Consider the following 20021-nt stretch of genomic DNA (forward strand, 5'->3'; position numbering starts at 1 on the left):
ATTTTTTCTGATAAAGGAAGTTATGAATAGCAGTAATTATCGCATTTCACAACATATTTTTGTGAGCTTACTATTACTTGTTTCCACTTGTTTAATTCCCAATATACCGATTTTTAGTAATCAATCACGGGTAGTAGCACAAACAGAAGACCCACGCTTGATCGAGGGAGGTCGTTGGTTTATTAAAGCCTTTGAGCAATTACAAAATAATCAATTTGAAGCTTCCTTAGAATCTTGGCAACAAGCGCTGAAAATATTTCGTGAACTGAAAAAACCAAAGGAAGAACGTTTAGCTCTGGGAGGAATTGGTTTTGCATATTCTGCCCTAGGAGATTATCCCAAAGCGTTGGATTATCAACAACAAAGTTTAAAAATTGCCCAAAAGCTTCAAGATCGTGATGCGGAAGCTGCAACTGTGGGAGAGATTGGTTCTATTTACTATCGAATGGGAGAATATGCTCAGGCGATCGCACACCAGGAAAAAAGCTTGGCGATTGCGCGAGAAACCAAAAATCTCTCTACCCAGTCTGTCACTTTGACAAATCTTGGTTTGATTTACCATTCCGTGGGAGATTACCGCAAAGCGATCGACCATCAACAAGAAAGTTTGCAGATTGCACAACAATTAAAAGACCGAAAAAACGAAGCTGGTACCTTAAATAATATCGGTATTTCCTACCGAGGTTTAGAAGATTATCCCAAAGCAATTGAGTATCATCAAAAAAGTTTAGAAATTGCTCGAGAAATTAAAGACCGTGATGCTGAGAGTAAAGCACTTTCAGGTTTGGGTAATGGCTATTATTTCCTCGGAGAATACCAAAAAGCGATTGGATACCACCAACAGAGTTTAAAAATAGCGAAAGAAATCAAAGACCGTCATGGTGAAAGTGGTTCATTAGGAAACCTTGCAGTTGTCTACCTTTCATCAGGGAACTTCCCTAAAGCAATCGATAATTTACAACAGGTTTTACCCCTGACGCGACAACTCAAAGACCGTCAAGCTGAAGGTGTTAACCTCCACAATCTCGGATTTGTTTTCTACAAACAAGGTAAATTGGCTTTAGCTGAAAAGACATTGATGGAGGGAATGCAAGTTTGGGAATCCTTGCGAGGAGGATTAAAAGATAATGAAAAAGTCGCGATTCTAGATACTCAAATTTATATTTATCGAGGTTTACAACAGGTATTAATTGCCCAAAATAAAATTGATACAGCCTTAGAAATATCGGAACGGGGACGAGGACGAGCTTTTGTCGAACTGTTGAATTCGCGCTTATCAAATAAATCCAATACCCCATCCTTGCAACCACCCACAATTGCCGAAATTAAACAAATTGCCAAATCACAAAATACAACCCTTGTAGAATATTCTCTGATTTTAGATGAATTTAAATTCCAAGGTAAGCAAGGATGGAAAGAATCGGAATTATATATTTGGGTTGTAAAACCAACAGGAGAAGTAACCTTCCGTAAAGTTGATTTAAAACCATTGTGGCAAAAAGAAAACACAAATTTAAACGAACTTGTCACCACCAGTCGTGAATCTATTGGTGCAAGAGGTACAGCTTTTCGCGGTATTAATGTCTCCTATAATCCCGACGCAGCCAAAGCGAGCAATAAACTCAAACGTCTCCACGAACTATTAATTAATCCCATTGCAGATTTACTTCCCAAAAACCCTAACGACAGGGTTACATTCATTCCCCAAGGTAGCTTATTTCTGGTTCCCTTCTCAGCACTCCAAGACAAAGACGGGAAATATTTAATTGAAAAACACACCATTCTCACCTCCCCATCAATTCAGGTTCTCGATTTAACCCGCAAACAGAAACAACGCATCGGTAAAAAACCCATCCAACCCAATAATCTGCTGATAGTCGGAAATCCCACCATGCCAGCAGTATCGCCTAAAATTGGAGAAGCACCGCAACAATTATCAGCATTACCTGGTGCAGAAAGAGAAGCAAAGGCGATCGCCAACCTCTTCAAAGCGAAATCCCTCACAGGTAATCAAGCCACGGAAACAGAAGTTACAAAAAGATTATCCCAAGCTCAGTTTATTCACTTAGCTACCCACGGGCTATTCGATAATGTTCAGGGTTTAAATAGTAGTATCGCCCTAGCTCCCGGTAATAAAGGTGACAAGAAAAACGACGGTTTGTTAAGTGCCGGGGAAATCCTGGATTTAAAACTCAACGCCGAATTAGTCGTACTCAGCGCTTGCGATACCGGAAGGGGACGTATTTCTGGGGATGGGGTAATTGGTTTATCTCGCTCCCTAATTACCGCCGGTGTACCCAGTGTCTTAGTATCGCTCTGGGCGGTTCCCGACGCGCCGACAGCCGAGTTAATGACGGAATTTTACAAAAATATCAGTAAAAACCCTGATAAAGCTCAGGCGCTGCGACAGGCAATGTTGACAACGATGAAACAGCATCCTAATCCCAGTTCTTGGGCGGCTTTTACCCTGATTGGCGAAGCGGAGTAATTACAAAATAGGCGAGTTAGGAAGAGAATCGCAGAAAGAAAAATATAATTTATTTGGAAAGTAGATGAGAATGTAACTATTTTTTTGATAAATAAATTTCAATTTAAAAATATCCAAATCATCAAGATTGGACTGGTATTAATTCAAGTGGTTCGTTGTAGTGGTGAGAGGTGATAATCGTGGCAAATAATCGAATTCAGCAAAGTATTCTTATCAGCTTATTCTTATTTTTATCTACTTCTTTTGTTCCCAATTTAGCGATTTTATCAACGACATCCCAGGTTTTAGCCCAAAGTAATGCACAGAGAAAGACAGAAGCAGATAACCTTTTAGAAGAAGGTATAGAGCAGTTTCAAGCAGGTAAGTTAAAAGCTGCTTTATTGTCTTACGAAAAAGCGCTGCAAATATACCGACAAATCAAGGATAGAAGAGGGGAAGCACAAGCGTTGGGTAATATCGGCAATGCTTACTATATCTTGGGAGATTATCGCAAAGCCATTGATTTTCACCAACAAGGTTTAGTAATTTTTAAACAAATTGGCGATCGCGCAGGTGAAGGTCGTTCTCTGGGTAATCTGGGAGTTGCTTACGATGCTCTGGGGGAATATCAAAAAGCAATTGAATTCCACCAACAGCGTTTAAAAATTGCCAAAGAACTTGGCGATCGCCCAGGTGTTGCTTCTGCTTTAAGTAATTTAGGAAGTGTTTACTTTTCTCTGGGGGAATACCAAAAAGCGATTGAATTCCACCAACAGCGTTTAGTGATATCTAGGGAACTTGGCGATCGCTCCGGTGTGGGAAAAGCATTGCTGAATTTGGGAAATGTTTATTATTACCAAGGAGAGTTCTCAAAAGCAATTGATTTCTACCAACAAGCTTTAACCATCTTCCCCCAAATTGGTGATCGTCGAGGTGAAGGTCTTGTACTAGGTAATTTAGGAGCTGTTTACTCTTCCCTAGGGGAATACCAAAAAGCCATTAAGTTATATCAACAAAGTTTAGCAATTGCTCAAGAAATTGGCGATCGCGCAGTTCAAGGAACAAGGTTGAATAGTTTGGGAAATGCTTACAGTGATTTAGGGGAATCTCAAAAAGCGGTTGAGTTCCTCCAACAAGCTTTAAAAATTTTCCAACAAATAGGCGATCGTCCTCGTGAAGGTAATGTACTCAGTAGCTTGGGAAATGTTTACTATTCCCAGGGAGACTACAAACAAGGGATTGACTTCCACCAACAAAGTTTAGCAATCTTCAAAAAAATAGGCGATCGCTCCGGAGAAGGTGGTGCGTTGGGTGGTTTGGGAAATATTTACTATTCCTTGGGAGAATATCGAAAAGCGATTGAATTCCACCAACAGCGTTTACAAATCTCCAAACAAATTGGCGAACTTACTGGTGAAAGTGCTGCGCTGACAAATCTGGGAAATGCTTATGCTTCCCTCAAAGACTATCAAAAAGCGATTGCATCCTACCAACAAGCTTTAGCAATTGACAAAAAAATCGGGAATCGTTCCGGGATTGGGAAAGCGTTAGGTAATCTAGGAACAGTATATGATGCTTTAGGAGACTATCAAAAAGCCATAGACTTCTACCAACAACGTCTCAAAATTGCCAAAGAAATTGGTGAGCGTTCCGGGGAAGCATCTGTCCTCAATAATTTGGGGAATGTGTATGATGTTCAGGGAGAACCAAAAAAAGCCATTGACCTCTTCCAACAAGCTTTGGGAATCTTCAAACAAATAGGCGATCGCTTTGGTGAAGGTGCTGCGCTGAATAATTTGGGTTCTACTTTTAGGAAATCGGGAAATCTTTCCGCAGCAGAAAAAGTTTTAAAGCAGGGGATTGAAGTTTGGAAATCTCAACGAGGTAAACTAGCTGGTCGAGATGATTTAAAAATTTCTATTTTTGAGCAGCAAACACTTACCTATGAAATTTTGCAGCGAGTTTTAGTAGCTCAAAATAAAACCGACGCAGCTTTAGAAGTCTCAGAAAATGGACGCGCAAGAGCTTTTGTAGATTTATTAATTAGTCGCTTAAATCCTAATCAGAATGCTTCCCCAGAAATCAATATTAACCAAATTAAACAAATCGCCAAATCCCAAAATGCCACCCTGGTTCAATATTCAATCATTACTGATGAATTCAAAGTAGCAGGTAAAGAAGAAACTAAAGAATCGGAATTATATATCTGGGTAATTAAACCTACCGGAGAAGTCAGCTTCCGTAAAGCAGATTTAAAACCATTGTGGCAAAAAGAAAACACAACTTTAAAAGATATTGTAACTATCACCCGCGAATCAATTGGTGTTAGGGGTACAGCTTTTCGCGGTATTAATGTCTCCTATAATTCCGACGCACCCAAAGCGAGCAATAAACTCAAACGTCTCCACGAACTATTAATCAACCCCATCGCAGACTTATTACCCAAAAACCCTAACGACAGGGTTACATTCATTCCCCAAGGTAGCTTATTCCTGGTTCCCTTCTCAGCACTCCAAGACAAAGACGGGAAATATTTAATTGAAAAACACACCATTCTCACCTCTCCATCAATTCAGGTTCTCGATTTAACCCGCAAACAGAAACAACGCATCGGTAACAAACCCATCCAACCCAATAATCTGCTGATAGTCGGAAATCCCACCATGCCAGCAGTATCACCTAAAATTGGAGAAGCACCGCAACAATTATCAGCATTACCTGGTGCAGAAAGAGAAGCAAATGCCATTGGAAAATTATTTCAAACTCAATCTCTGACAGGTAATCAAGCCACAGAAACCGAGGTGAAAAAACGCTTATCCCAAGCTCGATTAATTCATTTAGCTACCCACGGATTATTTGATGATTTTCAAGGTTTAAATAGTAGTATTGCTTTAGCTCCAGGTAACAAAACAGACAAAAATAGTGATGGTCTTTTGACTGCTGGAGAAATCCTGGATTTAAAACTCAACGCCGAATTAGTCGTACTCAGCGCTTGCGATACCGGAAGAGGAAGAATTGCTGGAGATGGGGTAATAGGTTTATCTCGTTCCCTAATTACTGCGGGTGTACCCAGTGTCTTAGTATCGCTCTGGGCGGTTCCCGACGCGCCGACAGCCGAGTTAATGACGGAATTTTACAAAAACATCAGTAAAAGCCCTGATAAAGCCCAGGCGCTGCGACAGGCAATGTTAACGACGATGAAACAGCATCCTAATCCCAGTTCTTGGGCGGCTTTTACCCTAATTGGCGAAGCGGAGTAATAAGCTGATGTGCAGCTAAATGGTATAACCGAAAATTTAGAATTACCGTAGTGCGGGCATCTTAACCGCGTCCTCAAATCAGGGAGTGTCTCGCTCCCACTATGCATTTTGTACCCATCGCAACGGTGCCAAGGAAGTAGCTGAGACTGTTCTATCGCTGTAGCAGAATCCAGATGTAAAATCGATATAAAGCAATTCCCCATAACCTAAAACTTATAAACCACTATGACTAAAAAAATCTATCAACTCCCCCTAAGCTTCGAGCAAATTCTTAATCTTGTTCTACAACTTCCAGCACAGGAACAAGAAAAACTCATTCAAGAAATCAAGAAAACTGCTTCAACAAATCAAGATGAAGATTTACTTAGTGTTTTTGACAGAATCGGTAGAAATGCTCAAATCAAAGGACTAACGGAAGAAACTCTAGAAGAATTACTCGCCGATGAATCATAAACTAATTGTCATTGACACAAATGTTTTACTTAGTGCTGTCCTCAGTCCTAACGGAACAACCCGTCAAGCCTTAGATAAAGCCTATAAAGCATTCAAAATCGCCCAAAGCGAGGATACTTACCAAGAATTAAGCATACGAATCTATAAACCTAAATTTGATAAATATATCTCAGATACAGACCGACAAGATTTTTTGAACATAGTTAAAAAATACAGTCAATTTATAGAAATAAAATTTCAAGTAAATATCTGTAGAGACCCAGATGACAACAAGTTTTTAGAACTTCTTAAAGATGCTAAAGCTGAGTTTTTAATCACAGGGGATCGAGACCTTTTATCACTCAATACTTTAGCTGAATATCAAAACCAGATTATTACTCCCAGAGACTTTCTAAACCTTGATTGATTCAAATAGATATCAACCGAATTTAACTATGCGTTGCCTGAAACCCTTGTGCAGACTTTCCGGCGGAACATCTCTACATTGTTGCAGAAGTATGCGATTTGTCTGGTTGTTTTTAGTGATATTGGCTGGGTTACATTGGCTGCTGGCTTTATTTCTGAGCGGCTCTTTACCAGGTAATTATTGGCTCGCAGTAATCGTGAATAACATCTTGACCATACCTGCAATGCTCACTATAGTTGGTTTTCCCGTCCTCCTAGGAATAGTTGCTGTTGTTATTATTGTTGCTATTTGGAAAGAACTGAAATACCGACGCATTCCGTGGCAGTGGTTGAAAAACTTACTCCTGATTCCCCTACTTATATTCGCTCTATTTCCTGCATTTGTGAGCTATGATCCTGGTTCGAGTTTGACTGTCCAACCCTGGGGAAAGGTTTATCATATAGCCTATTCTGCCTTATACTTTGATGACAACTACGGTAGTCTATTCTTGTACGAATGCGATCGCACTGGCTTCTGGTGTTGGAATATACATAGGTTTGATACAAGTGTCGGTATGATAGAGATTTTTAAGTTTACGTATAATGCCCAGACAAATCTTTTGAGTCTTGGTTCTGATGGAGATAGTCAAGCTATTTATCTGCGATCGCAAAATAAGGTGATTTGTCCTCTGAATAAAAACAGTTCCCTTAATACATCTTGTCAAAAAGCATGATATTGCAATCATACTGAAATCCTCAATATTGGGATGAGTTGAAGCATGATGGGAAAGAGAAGGGACAAAACTTCGGACGTAAATATCAAATCATTTCTCCACACTGCATCATGTTAGAATTATTCTCTTGCTTGCCCAGCCCCTAGAAACTTGTTAACCTATGCCTCAGTACACACTCCCCCAATGTCCAGAAATTGTCCTGACTGTTCCTGGTAAAGATTCAGCCAAAGCCCGCGAAAAGGCAATGGATCAGCTGATGCAACTGATGGATGAGGGGAAATTACCCACAGAATTAGAAGATGGATTTAGTTCTGAACAGTTAGTGGAAGTAAAAGAAGTCTCAATGGATACCACCGGAGAAGACGCAATTACTCAAGCTGTACAGATTTTGAATAATTTGGCGACACTAAAACTGAAAGTTCAAGAATCTCGAGGTGAAGCTTTAGAAGTACGAAAAGCTGTAGATATCTTATTTTCTGATCAGTCTGTCACCGAAGAGGAAATTACTCGACTCAAGGAAGGCTTTAAAGTACTGAAAAACTTTGCCCAAGCTAATCTGCGTTACCAGGAAGCAAGAGCAAAAGCAGAGCAAGCAAGACAAGTCTTAGATCAGGCTCTGAAATCACCTGAGAAGTAACAGCGTAAGGGTGTTTTTGATATTCACCCTCACTTAATTTACCCCTATTTTACTTTAGGTACGGAAGCTTCTACACTATCCTTATCACCTGTAATCCGTTCAGCACTCATAGTTTGTCTGTAGTATTGTTGGTAGTAGCTGTAAGCGGCTGGTGCAGCTTCTTTTGACTTATTCGCAATCATCCCTAACAGAGGAGTGCCAGAAATTTGCATTTCTTCCAAAGCCTGTTGGAACATAGTGCGTTTTAATTTACCTAAACCTGCCACTAAAACCATACCGTTGGTGTTGGCGGCTAGCAAATTTGCATCCGCGAAACCCACGACAGGAGGAGTATCATAGATTACCAAGTCAAAGCTATCATGCATTTCATTCATTAAATCCTGCATTTTTTGAGATGCAAGTAAGCGGACAGAGTCTGGGGGAATCGGACCTGCGGACATGAGGTAAAGGTTGTCTTCGAGGGGCGATCGCTCAATCACATTACTCCAATCCAAATCCGCCGAAATGACATCAGTTAACCCCTGAATATTCATCAAACCCACACGCTGATGCAAAGAGGGAAAACGCAAATTCGCATCCACCAGTAACACCCGTTGCCCCATAGCTGCCGCCGCTAAAGCCAAATGAATCGCCACCGTAGACTTGCCATCCCCCTGATCAGCCGAACTAATCACCAAAGAACGAATCGGTGAGTCAGAACCCAGCAAGAGAATATTGGTATATAGGGAACGAAAAACCTCAAAGAAGGAAGCACGAGCGGCTTGGGGTAATCCTGCTGCCAAACTATCCTGTTTCTTAACAGCCAATTCTTTCCGTAAGGGAACTACACCCAACAACGGTAATCCTGTTGCTTCTTTGAGGTCTTTGGAAGTGTAAAATACATTACTCAGTTTATCTACTACTAAAGCTGCCCCAGTACCTAGGAGTAAGCCTAGTAATCCGCCCAAAGCCAGGTTTCGTTTCGCACTATCAGATACTGCTTCTGGTTTCTGAACTTTGGTAAATTCCGGATCTAAAGACCTCCATGGTTGTAATCTTTGGGCATACTCAATCCGTAATGCCTGTTGCTTGCTGGTAAACTGAGTCAGGGCATCATTGGCAATTTTCAGTTCCTGCTGGATATTATCATAGTCTCGATTCACCGCCGCTAAGGCTCGCAGGTAGCTATTGAGATTATTAATTTTATCTTCTAGGGAAGCATCACGGGCTCGCAATTCCTGAATCCGACTTTGAAAATCTCGATTCACCCGCGCTTTTTCCGTATCTAACATCCCAATCATTGTGCTTTTTTGCTCTGCTAGTCGTTGCATTCCCTCTTCTTGATTGGTGAAGATGGAACCCCGTTTGGCAATATCTGCATCAATTGATTGAATTTGGTCTAAGATTTTTTGGTAGCGGGCATTCTCACTCAGGATGGAAAAACTAGCTGCCGCTCCTGGTTGTTGGGTAAGCTCTTTTTGTAAATCTTGGTATTTAGATACCATTTGTTCCAACTGTACCCGGTTTTCGATACGCTGCTGGGTAAAAACGTTGATTTGTGTGGAAATTTCCTGGGATCTACTTGCTGGATCAACTAAATTATTCTGTTGTCGTATTGCCCGTAATCTTTCTTGCCACATTTTTACCCTTTGTTCTAAGGGTACCCTTTGTTGCTCAACAAATTTAATTGCCTGCTCTACATCATTGCGCCGCTCTGCCAAACTATAGTTGAGGTAAGCACGGGCAACAGCACTTAAAAAGTCACGGGTAATCTCTTCGTTGGGACTGATGTATTCGACTTCGAGAATATTGACATTTTGTTTTTTAGATGCAATGTTCAAACCTCCAACGATGGATTCATAGGTAAATTCCATCTCTGGATATTTTTGCTGGTATTTGGCTTGTAATTCTTTAATTACAGGATTGAGAACTCGGCGACTCTGTAGTACTTGAATTGTAGTTTCTGTTGAGGATTCCGGTGCGGTGACAGAACCTAAAGTTTGTGGCACATTGGCGATCGCCTTACTTTCTCCCGTAACCGGTTCTGTCAGAATCTCAAAACTACCTTGATATGCTGGAGGATCGGTTTTTGCCTTTAAAACTGCTGCCGTTGCCACAACACCAGTAATACCAACAACTAATAAAGCACGACGACGCAGGGTTGCTCCGACTTGACCTAAATTTAATCCTCCCTCTTCTCCATCATTATTTCCTTGATTGAACTGAATAGCTTGAGATGGTGACAACGGTTGCAGATATCTGTCTGACTTCAGCATAGCCTTGGTAAGATAAATTACTTTTACTACCGATATGGTTTGCCTGTCTGACTAGGACTTAAGCCTAATTAAAAAAGAAACATCTTTAGGCAATCCAAATCAGTCCGATACTCGTGAGAGTCCGTAGAGAAATACGATAGATAGCTGTCCCTGGATAGAATTTTGTCAATGCCCCTGCACTTTAGAGCATTAGGTTATACCTACAGTAACATTGCGTAGGAGAAATTTGTGAACAGATTTTAACTTTGCTTAAAAATATATGAATTTTTTATACTATCTCTTTGATATGCGCTGTGAACTAATATCTCAGCCACAGATAAACTTTTTCCATCATGAAAAGTGGAGTTTTGTCATTACGACGTTAGGTAGACGAGGGAAGCGAGACTTCTCGCAGAGTATCAATCTCAGAATCTGGAGTTCCAAACTACGGTTATCAAAATAGACGAGGTTTAACTCTATGAAATAAATAATTCATTGTCATTCTGTGGGGGCTTTTGCGCTTGTCCATAGGGTGTGCAACACTTCATAGTAAGCGGCAGCACATCTAAATATATACAAAAGCGCTCACGCGCCTCGATGGTTCCTGAGCTTGTCGAAGGATTGAGTGTTCGATTGAGCTTCGCAGAACGTCCGAAGTCTTACCCACGTTTGCAAAACAGCAAGCAAGACGCTTGCACTACTTGTTTTTTTACATAATTCTTAATTTTCTCAAAATAATACTTAGGTACTAATATATTTTGCTTGTTTCCAATCATGCTTACATCTGATTTGGAGTGTGTCCGGACAAACTTTTATTTGTCATGTGGATATTGATGATAGCGAATCACTTAATTTCTCACAAAAAAACAACAAGGACAAGCATAAAGCCTGCCCTTGTAATTCAAATATAATGCTGGGGCGCTAGGATTCGAACCTAGGAATGCCGGGACCAAAACCCGGTGCCTTACCACTTGGCGACGCCCCATCGCGTTCACCTCAGCTATTATAGCAATGGCTGTCGGGAAAATGTCAAGTAGTTTGTGGCAATTTTGGGAAGTAATTTTCTCAGGGAATCCCAACTATGGAGTATTTTGTTTTGGTGAATTACTTTCCAGAAAAATAATTGCCACTATATATATTCATCGCTTAGGGTGATAGATAGAATTATCCTATCAGCCTTAGAACCACTAACCTTACAGATTATGTCTTCCACCAAGTTAAGTCTCAGCCTGAGTATGATTTTGGCTTCATTGGTGAATTTAGCCACAAGTCAAGCCAGACAGCGAAAAACTAAAGTCTATGATTGTACCGAATTTGTCTGTGGACAGGACTATGTCTTGGAGACTACAGATGATGGCAGCTACATCACAGCTCAATTTAGAGGTGTAAAAGCAGGTGACCATATTATCTTAAATAACGGTTCCGGCTCCCAGCGCTATCGAGTCGAAGAAATTGATTATTATTCTGAACCCTCTGATATGTGGACAGCATTATTGAAGGTAGCGGAAGAGATTCCAGGATGATGGGGACTCTAGACTTAGCTTGCAGGCTCGCCAAGCTTGTTTTACATCTATCAAATAACAGTATTTTTGCACTCGAAAAGCTGTATGCATATATTTTCTAACTTTATAAAAAATTAACTGTATTCAGAAAAATTATATTGTTTTCATAAATTTGACCAACAATGTGTGTATTCTGTATGTATACTTGGCTGTAGAAACGTACGTAAGCATCTCCACCAAATTAAAGTATTTAATTTAGCCTTTTAACTCTTCCGTAGTTAAATAAGTGTTCAAGTAAGCAATTAAGAAAGCATTTCAGACCAGGGAAAATCAACGAAATGCCTTGTTGTCTTCAGAAAAACCAAAGTATTTGAGTCATTGCTTATGACTTGGAGAAGAAATCAATTAATTTATACACAAATTATCTTCTCCCAGAGCCATTGTTGATAAATATTTTCCTGCCTCTCAACGGAGAGAGTATCTACACGGAAAATACTTGTCTGAGGCGAAATTTAGTAATTGTTGAGATTGAGGTGACATGAGTAGTCAAGAATTGCAAATGCAAATATCAGATACCTCTTTTGTCAGTGTTTGTGCTGACCAAATATCCTCTGACTTGGGTGGAGAAATTGTTATTCTTAACCTGAAAACAGGAGTGTATCACGGTTTAAATGAAGTTGGTAGTCGAATTTGGGATTTAATTCAGCAACCCAAACCAGTAAAAGATATCCAAGCTGCGTTACTAGCAGAGTATGAGGTGACATTGGAGGAGTGCGATCGCGATTTACAAGCATTACTGCAAGATCTCATTCATGCTGAATTAATTGAGGTCAAAAATGAGACTGCTGCATAAATTGCAGAGATTACAACCAGGAGACTTACAATTTTTAGCTCAGACTTTTTTGATACTGGCTGCTATCCGTATCGGACTAAAGTTATTCAAGTTTCGTGATTTACTGAAATTTCTGCATCGAATTAGTCAACCTAGTTGTAAAACTGCCAAACCAGTATCCATCAATAAAATTGTTTGGGCTGTCAACGTTGCGACTCGTTATTTACCAGGAGTCAAATGTCTTGCCCGTGCCCTAGCCACAGAGTTGATAATGCGTCGTAATGGTTACAATCCAGAACTGCGAATTGGTGTCGCAAAAGATACCACAGGCAAGCTAGAAGCACACGCCTGGATTGAGTATCAAGGATTGATAATTATCGGTAATCTCTCAGACCTTTCCCGTTTCATGCCACTGCCATCATTAGTAGGAGTGAAAATATGAGTGGTATTTTGGGAATATATCATCTTGATGGTTGTCCTGTAGAGGAGAAATATTTACAACAGATGGTAGATATTCTCGCCCATAGGGGACCTGATGGTGCAGATATCTGGGTTGATGGTGGTGTAGGTTTGGGACATCGGATGCTGTGGACAACACCAGAATCCTTAATAGAAAAGTTACCAGGAACCAACCAAACAGGTGATTTGATAATTACTGCCGATGCTCGCATCGATAACCGCGAAGAACTATTAGAAAAACTATATAATTTATACTTTCCTGAATATTCTGTAGATAAAATTACTGATAGTCAGATTATTTTAGCTGCCTATGAACAATGGGGTGAGCATTGCCCGGAGTATCTTTTAGGTGACTTTGCCTTTGCAATTTGGGACAAGCGCCAACAAATACTCTTTTGTGCCCGTGACCATTTTGGAGTCAAGCCTTTTTATTACCATCATCAACCAGGTAAGAGCTTTGTTTTTGCCTCCGAAATCAAGGCGTTATTTTGCTTACCCTATGTACCCCGTCGTCTCGATGAAGTCAGGCTTGGGGATTACTTGTCATTCATGATGGAAGATAAAATTATTACTTCCTATACAAATATTCTGCGGCTACCACCAGCCCATAGTATGGTGATTAGTTCTCAAGGGATTCAATCCTGGTGTTATTGGATACTTGACATACAGAAAGAGATTAAACTAAAGTCAGATGAGGAATACGCAGATGAATTTTGTAAAATTTTTACAGAGTCTGTGCGCTGTCGCTTGCGTAGTGCTTTCCCAGTTGCTTCTCATCTCAGTGGAGGTTTAGATTCTTCCTCTGTCACCTGTATGGCGCGTCACCTCTTGTCATCAGACAGTCAAAAATTACACAGTATTTCCCTAGTTTTTGACGAAGTGACAGAGTGTGATGAGCGTGATTACATACACAAAGTCCTAGAGCAAGGTGGCATTACACCCCATTTCTTACATGGCGATCGCTTTGGTCCGTTGTCAGATATAGATAAAATCTGGAAACATGAAGATGAAGCGCTGCTCGGTCCGAGTCACTTTTATCCTTGGCGACTTAATCGTAAAGCTCAAGAAATAGGAGCGCGTGTCTGCCTTGATGGTTTTGACGGTGATTCTACAGTATCTCATGGTGTATACAGACTGCGAGAATTAGCAGTTCAAGAAAAATGGGAAACTTTTGCTCAAGAAGTAGTAGCAGTTTCTCCAGAATTACGTAGTTCCCCAAGAACTTTAGCTTTAGGCTATGCTTCTTGCTACCTAGTTCAACTGGTTAAACAATTTCGCTGGATTCGTTTTTTCAAGGCAATTAATCAACTTCACAAGTATTTGGGTTTTTCTCGTAAATACTTGGTACACAATTATTTTTTTTGGGAATTGATACCACAGCAAATATGGCAGTGGTGGTTTACAAGAGGTAAACCCCAAAATTCTCTCAAATCTTTGATTAAATCCAGTTTTGCTAAGGAAATTCACCTGCAAAAGCGGATTAATAACTTGGGAATTAATAAGCCAATGATGACAGATAGGGAATATCAATGGCGATCAATGACTACAGGATTGCGGGTATATTCCCTAGAACAATCAGATAGATATGCTGCGGCGTTTTCTTTAGAATCTCGCCATCCTTTTATGGATAAGCGACTGATTGAGTTTTGTCTAGCATTACCTGCCGAACAAAAACTGTACCAAGGGTGGACACGGATGGTAATGCGTCGGGCAATGACTAAAATTTTGCCAGAAGCTATCCAATGGAGGGTAGGCAAAGCCAATGCTCAAGGAAATTTTCGCCATGGATTACTCAAAATAGATCGTCATATTTTAGAAGATATAATTATCAATCAACTAAAAATTATTCAGCCATATGTAAATGTTGATATGCTAAAAGAAAATTTTTCTTGTTTGACATCTGAATCGAAAGAACAGGATATAAATATCATCACAATTTGGCAAGTAATTATTTTAGCTGCATGGCTGCATAGGGAAAAGAAATGCCATCAATGAAAATTTTAGACTTGGCAGGTTGTTAGTAATCAAGTAACACCGTAAGTCCAATTTATTGGGGCAAAGCACTACCAAAAAAATCACACTAACTCACATTTTTCAGGAGAAAAAACATGAAGAAGGTTTATAGCCAGCCTCTGATGACTAATCACGGTAGCGTTGAAGAAATGACCAAATTTTTCGACCCTTCACCAAGTTCTACAGATTTTATATTTTTTCCCGGTGACAATGCCGCAGATGGTCAATTGAGCGGTAGATCAGGCGATGCTAATGGAACATGCACTAATGGGGGTAATATAGGGCAGTGTAACTATAGTCGCAGAGCTTCTGCTCTTTAACTAAAGATGACATTAATCTTCTTAGAGGGTGTTTATAAATTTGGCAAAAACCGCAATTTATCATGCTGAAGGTAGCAATAGCATATTGTAGGTGCTAGCCTTTTCAGTGAGTAGCAAAACCTAGATTCTAAAAGCAAGCATACCCTTCGCGGTAAGTGGAGCTATACCCTAGGCTTTACGTTTCACTCAGAATGACATATTTATTTTATAAACACCCTCTGAGAGATTTCCTGCAAGTAATTTCAGTACAACTGATACAAAGTGTAGCAGAAATAATTATCGATTTGAGATTCAGGTTGATAGTTGAAAAAAGCTGAAAATTATCTTAAATAAGCTTTTTGGCTTCTGCCTTACTGTTCTTACTTTGTAGCTTAACAGTATAGTTTTTCAGGAAATTATACTAAGCTGTGCCTCTAAACTTATGAGGTTGTTTGAAAAAGGTCTTCTCTGTTATTTTGTAGATATTTTTGCAGCTTTTCTTAAGGTAAACAACATAGGGAAATATAGGTGTAAGACTTCTCGTAGAGTAATATCTCGATATGTATAAAAAAGCCTAAATCATTCCTGACACTGCGCTGCGCTAAGAATGACAGAATAAAACATTTTCGAGCTTTTCAGGCATCCTTCAAAAGAGGTACAGCTTTCTTAAATTGTAAACAATCAAATAGTAATAGTAGAGAGAAGGGACTAAGAAATATTGTTTGCCTTTGTGTTTAATTATTAGTTTTCTCTGGTTCATGCTTGTTTCTAAAAAATGTTTCAGTCCCGTTTATCAAGGTTGAATAATATCTCACGATAATATGTACATATGTAGCGCCTATAATCTTTGCATCCATTCCGAAACACCTTTACCTGAACTACCAAAGTCTGAGGGTAAAGCAGATATAATTGTGCGCTTGGGGAAAGATTTAGATCATATATCTAGAGAAACAATCGATGGAAATCAGCGAGTACTAGGCAAAATTGACGACATAGCCATTTTTCTGGCAGAAGACGGGCGACAATTGACAATTGAACCGATGGATGGGATTGATGAGTCGATACTTGCCCCTAATATAGCTGGTTCAATGATATCTGTTTTATTAGCACAGCGAGGGTTACTAGTTCTCCATGCTAGTAGTGTAGTGATTAATCATCGAGCAGTAGCATTCATGGGTGGTTCGGGTTGGGGAAAGTCAACTTTAGCAGCAGCTTTCCATCGTCAAGGTTACTCTGTTTTAACAGAGGATGTTATGGCTGTGGATATTGTGATGAATCATGGGTTAGTAATTCCCAGTTTTCCTCAGTTTAAACTGTGTTCTGAATCTCTAAACTCCTTAGGGCAAGATAGTAACAACTTACCCAGTGTATTTCCGAATGGTATTAAGTTATCCTATCGCTTTCAGGATGGTTTTCGGGCAACACCCTTAGTCTTAGAGCGAATTTATGTACTAGCAAAGGGCGATCGCCATACAATCACAAAATTAAGACCCCAGGAAGCTTTTCTGGAGTTGCTTCGTCATAGCTTTTCTACAAGTATCCTCAAATCCCCACAATCCCATGCTTTACATATGCAGCAGTGCAATTGGTTGGTGAAAAATATACCTTTCAGTCGCTTTTCCAGGAAACCATCACTATCAGAACTCCCTGAGTTAGTGAAACTAGTGGAAGAAGATATCGCAGCAGCAAATCCAGAATTACTTGTTGACTGAAAATAATGCACTTATCTCTAAAAACGAAACTGCAAAATAAAATTGGGAATTTACTATCTCATGTAGTCAAAACCATTAGTCTAGTATGGGTTGCATCTGGTTATTGGACTATAGCTTGGGTAGTAATGTTACTAGTTCAGGGAATCCTTCCTGCAATCTCCATTACTCTGACTCGTCAAATTGTAGATAATTTGGTTTTAGTCAGTGGGGGTGGTATTTCCCCAGCTAATGTTCATAAAGTTTTGCTACCAGTGGGAATTATGTTAGGTATTTACCTGGTAGTAGAATTTTTCAATTCCTTTGGAGAATGGATTCGTACCGCTCAATCGGAACTAGTTCATGATTATGTCACTAACTTAATACATCAACAGTCAGTCGCTGTAGACTACGGTTTTTACGAGCATTCTGAGTATAATGATAAACTAGAACGAGCGCGGAACGGTGCCAGCGATCGCTCCTTAGCTTTATTGGAAAGTATTGGGAGTCTGTTACAAAATACTGTCACTTTAATCTCAATGGCTGTGGTACTGCTACCCTATGGCTTGGGATTACCCGCAATTTTAATCATCAGTGCTTTTCCAGCTTTTTATGTACTGATTTATTTGAGTAAAATCCAATACAATTGGTCGCAAAAGACAACTAGCGATCGCCGTTGGTTAGGATACTATGATTATCTACTAACTAGTAATGTAACGGCAGCAGAAGTACGTTTATTTGACTTTGCAAACTACTTTCAGTTATCTTACCAACAACTGCGACACCGACTTATCAGGGAACAATTTAAATTACTAAAATTGCAAACATTGGGTCGTTTACTTGCAGCTATTATTGCTCTAGCTATTACTGGTATTGCCCTTGCTTGGATGGGACGACAAGTATTATTAGGTATTTTAACTTTGGGTGATTTAGCTCTGTTCTTTCAAGCATTTAGTCAAGGGCAAGGAATTATTAAAAATCTTCTGAGCAATCTAGGAAAAATCTATCGCCACGGATTATTTATTGGTAATCTATTTGAATTTTTACAAATTAAACCTCAAATCATTGACCCAAGTATACCAACTCCTGTACCCATCAAACCACAAAAAGAAATTCGCTTACGAGAAGTGACTTTCCGTTATCCAGGAATGCAGGAACCTGTATTAGATAATTTTAATCTCACTATACCTGCGGATAAAATTGTTGCCATTGTGGGTGATAATGGTGCTGGGAAAAGTACCCTATTAAAACTTTTATGTCGCTTCTATGACCCAGAATCTGGGAGTGTGGAACTTGATGGGATTGATATACGTAATTTTGCTGTTCAAGAGTTTCGTCGGTTAATTACTATTTTATTTCAGTCACCTATTCCCTACTACACCACTGTGGCAGAAAATATTGCTTTAGGTGATATTTATAGAGCAAGTGAACAATCAGAAATTGAACAAGCAGCAAAAGCATCTGGTATTCATGAAAAGATTACCCATTTACCTCTGAACTATCAAACAATGTTGGGTAAATTATTTCCTGATGGGTATGATTTAAGTGGTGGACAATGGCAACGTTTAGCCTTAGCTAGAGCATTTTTCCGTCGCGCTCAAATCATCATTTTAGATGAGCCAACAAGCGCCATGGATCCATGGGCTGAAAATGATTGGTTAGATAGATTTAGGACTTTAGCTGATGGGAGAACGGCAATTGTAATTACCCATCGTTTCACCTTAGCTATGCGAGCAGATATTATTCATGTGATGCGTGCAGGTAAGATTGTGGAATCGGGAAGCCATGAGGAATTATTAACTTTAGGAGGTATTTATTCAGAGTCTTGGTATGCACAAATGGAGTCTAGTTACAATCCTGATTTGCAAAATATTGTGGTCTCATAACATTTATCTAAAATAAAAATGAAAACTTTATCTAAATCAAATTTCAAACATAATTACATCCATCTTAATTCGACCAATCAAATAATACTTACTTTTGGGCGTAAGGAATTATATGATGAGGAAAAGGAATATATTCATCACTTAATTCAAGATAACAGTCTCGATTGGCAAGTAATAATATCCAAGGCTTATAATCATGGATTAATACCTCTTCTATATACACATTTAAATAATTTTAATAAAATTGCTAATATAAATATTCCTCAAGATGTTTATAACCAGCTTCGCGATCTATTTTATAATAATGCTCAAAGAAGCTTACGCTTGACAGCGGAATTAATTACCCTACTAAAACTTTTACAAGCACAAAATATTCCTGCAATTCCTTATAAGGGTGCAGCTTTAGCAAATTTATTATATGGAAATGTTTCCCTGCGCCAATTTTGTGATATTGATATTATTGTCCAGCCTCAAGATATTTTAAAATTTAAACAAATTCTCATCTCTCAGGGGTATGAGCCACAGGTGAGCTTAACAGCGAAGGAAGAAAGGCAATACTTACAAGATAAAAGTAAGCATACTTATAACTTTATTCATCATCAAAAACAGATAATGGTGGAAGTTCATTGGAGAATTACACCCCAATATACTTCTCCTCTGGCATCACCATATATTTGGCAGAACCTGGAATTTATAAAGATGGGAGGAATAGAAGTTCCTACTTTCTCAGCAGAAAATTGGTTGTTATTTCTTTGTGCCCATGGTTCTCGACATCGCTGGGAAAAACTCTGTTGGTTAGCTGATATTGGTGAATTAATAAGACAAAATCCTGGGATTAGCTGGCAAAAAATAATTCAGACTGCAACTGAATTTGATTGCCGACGAATATTATTTGTGGGTTTATTTCTCACTCATTCTTTGATAGGTATTAGTCTACCCCAGGAAGTATGGCAAAGTATTACAGAAGATAAAGAAGTGGCTATCCTGGCTTCCGAAATTTGCCAGGATTTACTTGATGAAAAAAAACATCATCATAAAATCATGCAAAATACTTTCTACTATATGAGGGTAAGAGAACATTTAAAAAACAAATTGCTGTACTTGGAATTATTCCTACGCTGGTTAATGCGTGATAAGGGTGTTTTGATGGATGATTAATGTAAAAATCAGGAA

General features: G+C 39.3%; 15 protein-coding genes and 1 tRNA gene. 14 read left to right on the top strand and 2 right to left on the bottom strand.

From position 1 onward, the window contains the following. Positions 1-22 precede the first annotated feature (22 nt). The 6 genes from IJ00_RS06125 (at position 23) to IJ00_RS06150 (ending at position 7935) form a co-directional block, all read left to right on the top strand. Entirely contained in the window at positions 23-2488 is a 2466-nt protein-coding gene (locus IJ00_RS06125; protein WP_046814731.1) for a CHAT domain-containing protein, read from the top strand. A 179-nt stretch (positions 2489-2667) separates the two neighbouring features. Beyond that, positions 2668-5727 carry a CHAT domain-containing tetratricopeptide repeat protein gene (locus tag IJ00_RS06130; RefSeq protein WP_035151030.1) on the top strand — a complete coding sequence of 1020 codons (3060 nt, stop codon included), beginning with the start codon at positions 2668-2670 and terminating at the stop codon, positions 5725-5727. A 225-nt stretch (positions 5728-5952) separates the two neighbouring features. Further along, entirely contained in the window at positions 5953-6180 is a 228-nt protein-coding gene (locus IJ00_RS06135) for a hypothetical protein (RefSeq protein WP_035151033.1), read from the top strand. Continuing rightward, a complete protein-coding gene (locus IJ00_RS06140) occupies positions 6170-6586 on the top strand; it encodes a putative toxin-antitoxin system toxin component, PIN family (protein ID WP_035151035.1) in 417 nt (138 codons plus the stop codon). Before IJ00_RS06135 ends, IJ00_RS06140 begins: the two co-directional genes overlap by 11 nt. Positions 6587-6677: 91 nt before the next feature. Next, positions 6678-7298 carry a hypothetical protein gene (locus IJ00_RS06145; protein WP_035151037.1) on the top strand — a complete coding sequence of 207 codons (621 nt, stop codon included), beginning with the start codon at positions 6678-6680 and terminating at the stop codon, positions 7296-7298. Positions 7299-7458: 160 nt separating this feature from the next. Further along, a complete protein-coding gene (locus IJ00_RS06150) occupies positions 7459-7935 on the top strand; it encodes a hypothetical protein (protein WP_035151040.1) in 477 nt (158 codons plus the stop codon). 44 nt (positions 7936-7979) lie between these two features. Here the strand turns inward: IJ00_RS06150 and IJ00_RS06155 are convergent, their stop codons facing one another. After that, positions 7980-10190: a tyrosine-protein kinase domain-containing protein gene (locus IJ00_RS06155; protein WP_035151043.1), complete on the bottom strand. Its 2211-nt coding sequence runs from the start codon at positions 10188-10190 to the stop codon at positions 7980-7982. 892 nt (positions 10191-11082) lie between these two features. Beyond that, positions 11083-11154 (bottom strand) — tRNA-Gln (locus tag IJ00_RS06160). A gap of 217 nt (positions 11155-11371) precedes the next feature. Here IJ00_RS06160 and IJ00_RS06165 point away from each other — a divergent pair. The 8 genes from IJ00_RS06165 to IJ00_RS06200 all read left to right on the top strand — a co-directional run bounded on the left by IJ00_RS06165 (position 11372) and on the right by IJ00_RS06200 (position 20006). After that, positions 11372-11692, top strand: a complete 321-nt coding sequence (locus IJ00_RS06165) for a hypothetical protein (RefSeq protein ID WP_035158525.1) — start codon at positions 11372-11374, stop codon at positions 11690-11692. Positions 11693-12209: 517 nt separating this feature from the next. Next, entirely contained in the window at positions 12210-12524 is a 315-nt protein-coding gene (locus IJ00_RS06170; protein ID WP_035151044.1) for a PqqD family peptide modification chaperone, read from the top strand. Then, positions 12508-12945 (top strand): lasso peptide biosynthesis B2 protein, encoded by a 438-nt coding sequence (locus IJ00_RS06175; protein ID WP_035151046.1) that lies wholly within the window; start codon positions 12508-12510, stop codon positions 12943-12945. The genes IJ00_RS06170 and IJ00_RS06175 overlap by 17 nt, the downstream gene beginning before the upstream one ends. Then, the gene (locus IJ00_RS06180; protein ID WP_035151049.1) at positions 12942-14957 is read left to right on the top strand and encodes a lasso peptide isopeptide bond-forming cyclase; all 2016 of its coding nucleotides are present in this window, start codon (positions 12942-12944) and stop codon (positions 14955-14957) included. The genes IJ00_RS06175 and IJ00_RS06180 overlap by 4 nt, the downstream gene beginning before the upstream one ends. Before the next feature lie 113 nt (positions 14958-15070). Beyond that, entirely contained in the window at positions 15071-15295 is a 225-nt protein-coding gene (locus tag IJ00_RS30110) for a lasso peptide (RefSeq protein ID WP_035151051.1), read from the top strand. A gap of 800 nt (positions 15296-16095) precedes the next feature. After that, positions 16096-16986 (top strand): hypothetical protein, encoded by an 891-nt coding sequence (locus IJ00_RS06190; protein WP_035151054.1) that lies wholly within the window; start codon positions 16096-16098, stop codon positions 16984-16986. Between the two features lie 5 nt (positions 16987-16991). Beyond that, the gene (locus tag IJ00_RS06195) at positions 16992-18848 is read left to right on the top strand and encodes an ABC transporter ATP-binding protein (RefSeq protein WP_046814732.1); all 1857 of its coding nucleotides are present in this window, start codon (positions 16992-16994) and stop codon (positions 18846-18848) included. An 18-nt stretch (positions 18849-18866) separates the two neighbouring features. Then, positions 18867-20006 carry a nucleotidyltransferase family protein gene (locus IJ00_RS06200; protein WP_035151056.1) on the top strand — a complete coding sequence of 380 codons (1140 nt, stop codon included), beginning with the start codon at positions 18867-18869 and terminating at the stop codon, positions 20004-20006. Positions 20007-20021: the final 15 nt, after the last annotated feature.

Origin of the sequence: Calothrix sp. 336/3, from assembly GCF_000734895.2 — a bacterium.
Classification (GTDB): domain Bacteria; phylum Cyanobacteriota; class Cyanobacteriia; order Cyanobacteriales; family Nostocaceae; genus 336-3.

Coding starts and splice junctions, on each gene's coding strand:
- IJ00_RS06125 (WP_046814731.1), top strand. CDS start 23: ATGAATAGCAGTAATTATCGCATTTCACAACATATTTTTGTGAGCTTA.
- IJ00_RS06135 (WP_035151033.1), top strand. CDS start 5,953: ATGACTAAAAAAATCTATCAACTCCCCCTAAGCTTCGAGCAAATTCTT.
- IJ00_RS06140 (WP_035151035.1), top strand. CDS start 6,170: ATGAATCATAAACTAATTGTCATTGACACAAATGTTTTACTTAGTGCT.
- IJ00_RS06145 (WP_035151037.1), top strand. CDS start 6,678: ATGCGATTTGTCTGGTTGTTTTTAGTGATATTGGCTGGGTTACATTGG.
- IJ00_RS06150 (WP_035151040.1), top strand. CDS start 7,459: ATGCCTCAGTACACACTCCCCCAATGTCCAGAAATTGTCCTGACTGTT.
- IJ00_RS06155 (WP_035151043.1), bottom strand. CDS start 10,190: ATGCTGAAGTCAGACAGATATCTGCAACCGTTGTCACCATCTCAAGCT.
- IJ00_RS06165 (WP_035158525.1), top strand. CDS start 11,372: ATGTCTTCCACCAAGTTAAGTCTCAGCCTGAGTATGATTTTGGCTTCA.
- IJ00_RS06170 (WP_035151044.1), top strand. CDS start 12,210: ATGAGTAGTCAAGAATTGCAAATGCAAATATCAGATACCTCTTTTGTC.
- IJ00_RS06175 (WP_035151046.1), top strand. CDS start 12,508: ATGAGACTGCTGCATAAATTGCAGAGATTACAACCAGGAGACTTACAA.
- IJ00_RS06180 (WP_035151049.1), top strand. CDS start 12,942: ATGAGTGGTATTTTGGGAATATATCATCTTGATGGTTGTCCTGTAGAG.
- IJ00_RS30110 (WP_035151051.1), top strand. CDS start 15,071: ATGAAGAAGGTTTATAGCCAGCCTCTGATGACTAATCACGGTAGCGTT.
- IJ00_RS06190 (WP_035151054.1), top strand. CDS start 16,096: ATGTACATATGTAGCGCCTATAATCTTTGCATCCATTCCGAAACACCT.
- IJ00_RS06195 (WP_046814732.1), top strand. CDS start 16,992: ATGCACTTATCTCTAAAAACGAAACTGCAAAATAAAATTGGGAATTTA.
- IJ00_RS06200 (WP_035151056.1), top strand. CDS start 18,867: ATGAAAACTTTATCTAAATCAAATTTCAAACATAATTACATCCATCTT.